At 69.2% G+C, this 5,270-nt stretch carries 4 protein-coding genes; 3 read left to right on the forward strand and 1 reads right to left on the reverse strand.

From position 1 onward, the window contains the following. Together ACZ60B_RS40505 and ACZ60B_RS40510 are read left to right on the forward strand one after the other, a co-directional pair. A partial coding sequence (locus ACZ60B_RS40505; protein ID WP_469396498.1) for a hypothetical protein occupies positions 1-1,349 on the forward strand: 1,349 nt, incomplete at its 5' end. Between the two features lie 307 nt (positions 1,350-1,656). Next, positions 1,657-3,009, forward strand: a complete 1,353-nt coding sequence (locus ACZ60B_RS40510) for a hypothetical protein (protein ID WP_469396500.1) — start codon at positions 1,657-1,659, stop codon at positions 3,007-3,009. A 256-nt stretch (positions 3,010-3,265) separates the two neighbouring features. Here ACZ60B_RS40510 and ACZ60B_RS40515 read toward each other — a convergent pair whose 3' ends face one another. Next, positions 3,266-3,877: a hypothetical protein gene (locus ACZ60B_RS40515; RefSeq protein WP_469396503.1), complete on the reverse strand. Its 612-nt coding sequence runs from the start codon at positions 3,875-3,877 to the stop codon at positions 3,266-3,268. A gap of 1,092 nt (positions 3,878-4,969) precedes the next feature. Between ACZ60B_RS40515 and ACZ60B_RS40520 the strand changes: the two genes are divergently transcribed. After that, positions 4,970-5,270, forward strand: a 301-nt coding sequence (locus ACZ60B_RS40520; protein WP_469396505.1) for a transposase, incomplete at its 3' end; no start/stop codon positions are given.

A 5,270-nucleotide genomic window follows, 5' to 3' on the forward strand; every position in this document is an offset into this window, starting at 1 on the left:
CGGCGGTGGGCCAGCAGCTCTACTACCCCTACGGCGTGGCCGTGGCCCCCTCCGGCGACCTGTACATCGCCGACAACTCCAACCACCGCGTGCGCAAGGTGTTCGGAGCGGCGACGATGACCCCGCCGCCCCCGCCCGTCGCCGACCTGTACGGCGAGCTCGTCCTGCCCGTCATGGTCCCCCGCCGCCAGGAGTTCGACCTGGGTGCCCGGGTCCACAACCGCGGCCCCGCCATCGCCAGCGGAGAGCACATCACGGTCGTGCTCACCCTGGCCGACGGCCTCGAAAGCGCCCGCGAGAACAACGGCCGACGCCTGACCCGCACCTTCCCCGGCACCGACCTGGCCCCCGGCAAGGGCTCGCTCGACGGTGTGTTCCGCGTCCGCGCCGTCGACACCGCAAAACCGGGCACGTACGAGTCCACGCTGGAGATCCAGTACGGCGGCGACCTCAACCTCAAGGACAACAGCTTCACCCTGCCCGTCACCGTCGTCGTCCCCGAACCGGTCGCCGATGAGCGAGCCCTGACCGTCTACCAGGAGAACATCCCCGAGGCCGCACCCGGCCAGTCGGCCCGCCTCCTGCTGCGCTTCGTCTCACCCGTCGGCCAGCCGGTCAACCCCGGCATCATCACCCAGCGCTTCACCGCTCCCACCGGCTTCGCCTTCACCGGTCGGCCCACCTACACCTACCCCGACACCGTCCAGGGCGCGATCACCGGCGAACTGGAGCACGAGATCTACGACGCCGGCCGCACCCTGGTCATCCGCGACAACCCGCACCTGAACACCGCCGACACCGACGCCGGCACCCTCGTCTACAGCCTCGGCCTGCGCGCCCAGTCCGACGCCACACCCGGCCTGGCAAGTGACGGCTCGGCCAGCATCGGCCGACGCTCCCCCGTGCAGATCCTGGCCAAGATCACCGGCGCCGCGGCCGAGCACACCGTCCGCATCGTCCAGAGCCGTCTCGACCAAGCACGGGTGCGGCCCGGCCAGCAGTGGGCCTACCCCGTCGTGATGACCCTCACCAACACCGGGCAGACCCGGATCGGCCCTGCGGACATCGTCTTCACCGCTCCTGAGGGCCTGTGGTTCACCGAGAACCGGGTGATGATGTCCAGCGAAGGACGTACCGGTGAGACCGAACTGACCGGGCAGCGCTCCAGCGGCAACCGGACCCTGACACTCCGGGGCGCCGCCCTCGACCTGGACCCCGGCAAGTGGGCCCTCCTCTACCCCGAGATGGAAGTCGAATCCGACGCCGCGACCGGCGCCGTACGCGTCGGCATCCGGATCGGAACCCCGCCCTTCGCCACCGGCAACGCCACCGTCACCATCAAGGCATAACACCACGGCCCACCCGGTCTGACCCGGCCCTGCCCCGGACTGGGCCCTGGACTGGACCGGGCCCCTTCGACAGGGCACTTTCCGCATCGCCGGCCGGCGGCCATCGCCGACGGCCGCCCCGCGGCCCCGATGACGGGCTCGTCACCAGAGCCGCCTGCAACAACCGAAGACACCGCCCCACGGCAGACGGGCCGCCGTCCGCACCGATGACCGCGCCGGTAGCACAGCGCGAGGAACCCCGCCTCGTGAGAATCCCTCCCCCATGCCGTCCGTCCCTCGCACGCCCGACAGGAAGCAGAGAGCACCCATGAGCAGTCCGGCGACACCCCCTAGCTGCACGCCGCTCGACCCCGAAGGCACCAGCATCCGCACCCTCGGCCACGCCAACCGTTTCGCCGTGTGGGACAGCGAATTCCGCTACGACGGCCGCATCCGGGTCCCCGTCGGGGTGAAGATCAAAGAGATCAAGTACTCCTACACCGGCAACGGACAGGCCGACCTCGCCGCAACCGAGGTCAAGCGGGGCCGCGGCGGCATCGACCAGGAGTACGAGATCATCGACCTCACCTTCCTCGACGACGCCGACCTGATCACCTTCACCCTGCGCGGCGACCTCAACGTCGACGCCGACCCCCGCCCCGCCTACAGCCGCAAGTACCAGATCCGCGTCGACGTCACGCTCGACACCGGCGAGGTCCGCACGGCCACCCCGGAAATCGAGGTGCTCGCCGCAGCCTGGCAGCGCAGCGACCCGGAAATGGTCGGCCGGCCCTTCGTCCGGCTGCCCTACGACACCGTCTGGGGCGGCGAACCCAACAGCCAGGCCGGCTTCGGCTACGTCACCGACAGCGGCCGCATCCCGGGGGACAAGTTCGTCATCGACCTGGTCAACCTGCGCCAGGACGAGCAGGGCGTGCCGGGCAGCCACAGCGATCACGTCTACTACCAGCTCGTCCACGAGGACGGAACGCCTTCGCACTACACCCCCACCCCGCAACTGCACAAAGCCACGGGGCACAAGGACAGCGGCACCGGCCGCAAGGTCACCCTGCCGGGAATCGACCTGCGGCAGCTGGGCGACAAGCCGGGCTACTACCGCTTCCTCGTCTGGCCGCAGTCCGCCGACCCCGACGGCTCGCCCAGCAGCCTGCGCTGGGACCAAGCCAAACCGGAGGACGCCTTCCAGATCGGCAGCATCTACTACCGCTACAAAGCACCGGCCCGCATCGACACCGGACTGCGCGCCACCGTCAAGACACAGACCCTGACTGCGACCGCGGGCCAGGACCTCTGGCTCTACCCGGCCTTCGTCATCCGCAACACCGGCCAGCGCACCATCACCACCACCAAGGTCGTCTTCACCGCCCCCGAAGGCCTACGGTTCACCGAAGACCAGGTGGCCTTCACCCGCTGGGACGACGAAAGCCACGAGGCCGTCGCGCTGGGAGTGCTCTCGGCCGACCACCGCACCCTCACCTGCCCCGCCGTGCCCCTGGACCTAATCCCCAGCGGCCCCGGCAACGACGCCTGGGTATCCATCTACCCGGCCGTGCACGCCGAGGCCACAGCCCCGCACGGACGAGCCCTCGTCGGCATCCAGCTGGGCCAGCCCGTCTTCGCCACCGCCCAGGACACCATCACCATCACCCCCACGAACTGACCATCCAAGACGCCAGAAAGGGGGCGGTGCCCCCGCGTACCGCCCCCGTCCGCCGTCACGACCGCCGGCTCGGCCGGCTGCGCGCCCGCGGTCCGTGGACCCCTGACTGCAGGGCAAAGCCAGAGCATCACCCCGCTCTACAGTGCTGTGACCTGCGAAAAGAAGACGTGGCACAAGTTCTGAGCTGGTTGTGCACGTCTGCCGGCCCAGGGTGCGCGAGCACCTGGCCCGGCCGCCCTCGCGCAACGCCGCCGGGTCAGTAGAACCACTGCTCCGCGACCGCCTCGCCGCGCCCCAGAAGCGCCGTGCGGGCCTTCAGCCTGCCGCCGGCCATTGCCATGGCAGTGGCCCGTACATGGCCTTCCAGGACGACGAGCCGCGTGCCGGGACCGGAATCGACCAGAATGATCTCAGGAACCGATGCGTCGGCCACGAAAGCATCCCGCAACGCGGTGTAGAACGCGTCAGCCTCATCCAGGCCGGCCGGCTTTCCCGACGCGAACGTGGCCGCCAGACGGGTCCCGCCGGTGACGTCCACCCAGTAGTCCCAGTTGATGTAGTGCACACGGGCCACATCAGCCGCGTCGATACGCACCCGCCACCAACCCAGGTGCCGTACAGGCAGCCCTCCGACATAGGACTCGAAGGAAGTGTCCGCCTGGTCGAATCCGCGGTACTCGCGCAGCAGACCCAGCCGAGCGGCATTCGCCTGCCCATCGGTGAGATCCGGGTCCGTCACCAGCGCCGCAGGCAGACCATCGCGCCGCAGCAGACTGCCCACAAGGGCGCCGAACCGATCGGAGCGAACCTCAGCACCAAGCCAGACAGCGACCACTTCATCGAGGGTGACGGGCAGAAGAAGTTCCATCCAGGCCTCGGAGCTAGAGCATCTGACATCTGCCAGAGTAGGGCCGGACCCAGGCAGCCGCCTGCCCTTCAACCCAGCCCTCAGACCTGGTGAGGCTCCCGTGCCCGGAAGGGTTGCGTCCAGAGAAGTGGCGTACGGGTTCGACCTGATCCGGGGGCTTGCTCCCGCGTCGGGGTGACGCCCGCATCGATGAACGGCCGCCGAAGCGAGCAGGCGTCGGGTCAGGCGCATACGCGATCAACCCCGCCGCCCACCCACCCGGTCACGCTCCCCACCCAAGATCACCCGCCAGGGGGTGGCCGGGCAGTTTGCCGGCCCGCCCGCGCCCAGCTCGCGCGCGGGCCGCCGACGCGCGAGCGGAGCACAGGGCCGCCCGATCCCCCGTAGCGCACCCCGGCCTCTGTCTCGTTCCCGGCCTCTTCTTCCTGTTGTGGCGGTGGCGGGGTCTTCGTGGGGGATGTCGGGCTCCTGGCCTCGTCCATTCCAAATGGGTTCTGGCACACATTCCGTGAGAACGATCTACAAGGTTTCGCCACGGTGATGCCACATCATCTGGGACCGTGGTGCGGTGTCATGACCTCGTCGGTGACCTGTTTCCGTATGTCAGAGCGTTGCTGTTGGAGCGCGTGTTCTTCGAGTGCGGGGTGGTCCGCCTGGTCGCGAGAACCCAGCCGATCGAGGTCGCTTGCCCTGGGTGTGCGACGGTGTCCAATCGAGTCCACAGCGTGTACGCAAGGCGCCTTGAGGACAGGCCAGTCGGTGATCGGCCAGTCGTGACCGAACCGACGGTGCGACGTCTGTACTGCGAGAACCCTGCTTGCACACGCCGTACGTTCGCTGAACAGGTCGACGGGCCGACCATTCGCCATGGACGTCGAACACCCTCCTCCCGACATCTCTTGGAGGCGGTTGCCGTCGCGCTCGCCGGCCGCGCCGGTGCCCGCCTGGCAGCCGCCCTGCATATCAGGGTGAGCCGGACAACGCTCCTGCGGGCGATCATGGCTCTGCCCGATCCCGCCTGGGCCGTCCCGAAAGTGCCGGGGGTCGATGACTTCGCCACCCGCCGGGGGCATCACTATGGGACCGTCCTCGTTGACTGCGAGACCGGCCAGCCTCCAGAGCCGCTCCGGCCGGCACCTCAAGGACTGGATCACCGCCACCCGAGCCGCGGACCTGCCCCGGCTGCACGCCTTCGCCATCGGCCCGGAGAAGGACTGGGACGCCGTTGTCCAGGGCCTGAGCACCCACCGCAACTCCGGCCCCGTCGAGGGCCGCGTCAACCACATCAAGATGATCAAGCGCCAGATGTTCGGACGAGCCAAGCTCCCCCTGCTCCGCAAACGCGTCCTCCTCACCGCGGCACAAGGCGGCCACCGTCACCCGCTCTGCCCTT

This window comes from Streptomyces sp. NPDC104096 (assembly GCF_055584385.1).

What these genes read in the sequence shown, in the direction of transcription:
- ACZ60B_RS40510 (WP_469396500.1), top strand. Translation starts at nt 1,657, where the DNA reads ATGAGCAGTCCGGCGACACCCCCTAGCTGCACGCCGCTCGACCCCGAA.
- ACZ60B_RS40515 (WP_469396503.1), bottom strand. Translation starts at nt 3,877, where the DNA reads ATGGAACTTCTTCTGCCCGTCACCCTCGATGAAGTGGTCGCTGTCTGG.